Annotated in this window: 2 protein-coding genes and 1 pseudogene; all 3 read right to left on the bottom strand. The window is 68.0% G+C overall.

Annotation, left to right across the window (positions count from 1 at the left end; all coding sequences use genetic code 11):
- Nucleotides 1-44: 44 nt before the first annotated feature.
- Nucleotides 45-341 carry a DUF1330 domain-containing protein gene (locus tag E4099_RS32260; protein WP_167828570.1) on the bottom strand — a complete coding sequence of 99 codons (297 nt, stop codon included), beginning with the start codon at nt 339-341 and terminating at the stop codon, nt 45-47.
- Nucleotides 342-346: 5 nt separating this feature from the next.
- Nucleotides 347-853 (bottom strand): anthrone oxygenase family protein, encoded by a 507-nt coding sequence (locus E4099_RS32265; protein WP_209446827.1) that lies wholly within the window; start codon nt 851-853, stop codon nt 347-349.
- A 1-nt stretch (nt 854) separates the two neighbouring features.
- Nucleotides 855-1,095 (bottom strand): annotated as a pseudogene (locus E4099_RS33440) (hypothetical protein); the annotation flags it as partial.

Below are 1,095 nucleotides of genomic sequence, written 5' to 3' on the forward strand. Positions count from 1 at the left end.
CGGGAACGGCGGTCGGGGGAACGGCGGCTTGCGCGGGCGGTCGGTCAGGGGGCGGATACACCTTCGAAGATCATGATCGTGCCTCGGGTGTTGCGCGCTCGCAAGGGAAGGATCTCCTGGTAGGCGGGGGATTCATACCACCGGCGGGCGGCTTGTGGGGTGGGGAACTCGATGACGCCGGTGAATGCCTTGCTCTCGCCTTCGAGGACCTGCCAGGGGGCGCCGCGGACCAGGTAGCGGCCGCCGTGGGGCTCGATGGTGGAGACCAATTTGGCGCTGTAGTCGGCGACCACGCGCGGGTCACCGGTGAGTTCGGCTTCCGCTATGACATAGGCACTCATGACTGTCAGGTCCTCTCGGCGGCGGTCTGGGGCGTGGTGGTGCGGTGGGTGATCGCGGAGAGGGCCAGGAGGCCGAAGGCCGCGATCGCGGCGAGGGTGCGCACCAGGTGGGAGGTCTGCCATGTGTCGCGGACGTCGGCCCAGTCGGATGGGGGCGCGGTGGCGTTCCAGTCGTTCTGGTCGGCGTTGATGGGGAGGTTGACGATCAGTGTCAGGACCAGGATCAGCAGCAGGAGGGTGAGTGCCGCCAGGGGGAGCCACAGGTCGCGGCCTTTGGCCTTGAGGGCGGCGAACACGAGGATCGCCGTGGCGATGATGGTGGGGATGAGGGTGGCGGAGGCCAGGGTGTCCAGGGAGTCGAGCTCGACCTGTCGTACTTGGGTGTAGACCTTGCCGTCGTAGTCGCGCAGGGAGTTCTCGAGGACGAGTACGCAGACGAGGAAGCCGGTGAAGATGCCGCCTAACAGCAGTCCTGCCCAGCGTGCGAACGAGTACAGCGGTCCTTGCTTCAATTCAGGGCTCCTGGTGGGTGGTGGGTGGTGTGGGCAGTGTCAGGGCGGCTGCGACCATGCGGGCCACCGCTGTCGTGAACTGCCGGGACGGGTGGGGCTGGTGGTCTGGTGCCAGGGCCGCGAGTGCGGCTCGGTGGAAGCAGGTGCCCAGGAGGAGGGCGGCCGCGGTGGGTATGTCGGCCTGGGCGGGGATCTGTTCGCGGTCCCGTAGGCGGGTCAGGCGGTGGGTGACCGGTTCGAGC

The sequence above is a fragment of the Streptomyces palmae genome (assembly GCF_004684805.1).
Classification (GTDB): domain Bacteria; phylum Actinomycetota; class Actinomycetes; order Streptomycetales; family Streptomycetaceae; genus Streptomyces; species Streptomyces palmae.

What these genes read in the sequence shown, in the direction of transcription:
- E4099_RS32260 (WP_167828570.1), bottom strand. Translation starts at nt 341, where the DNA reads ATGAGTGCCTATGTCATAGCGGAAGCCGAACTCACCGGTGACCCGCGC.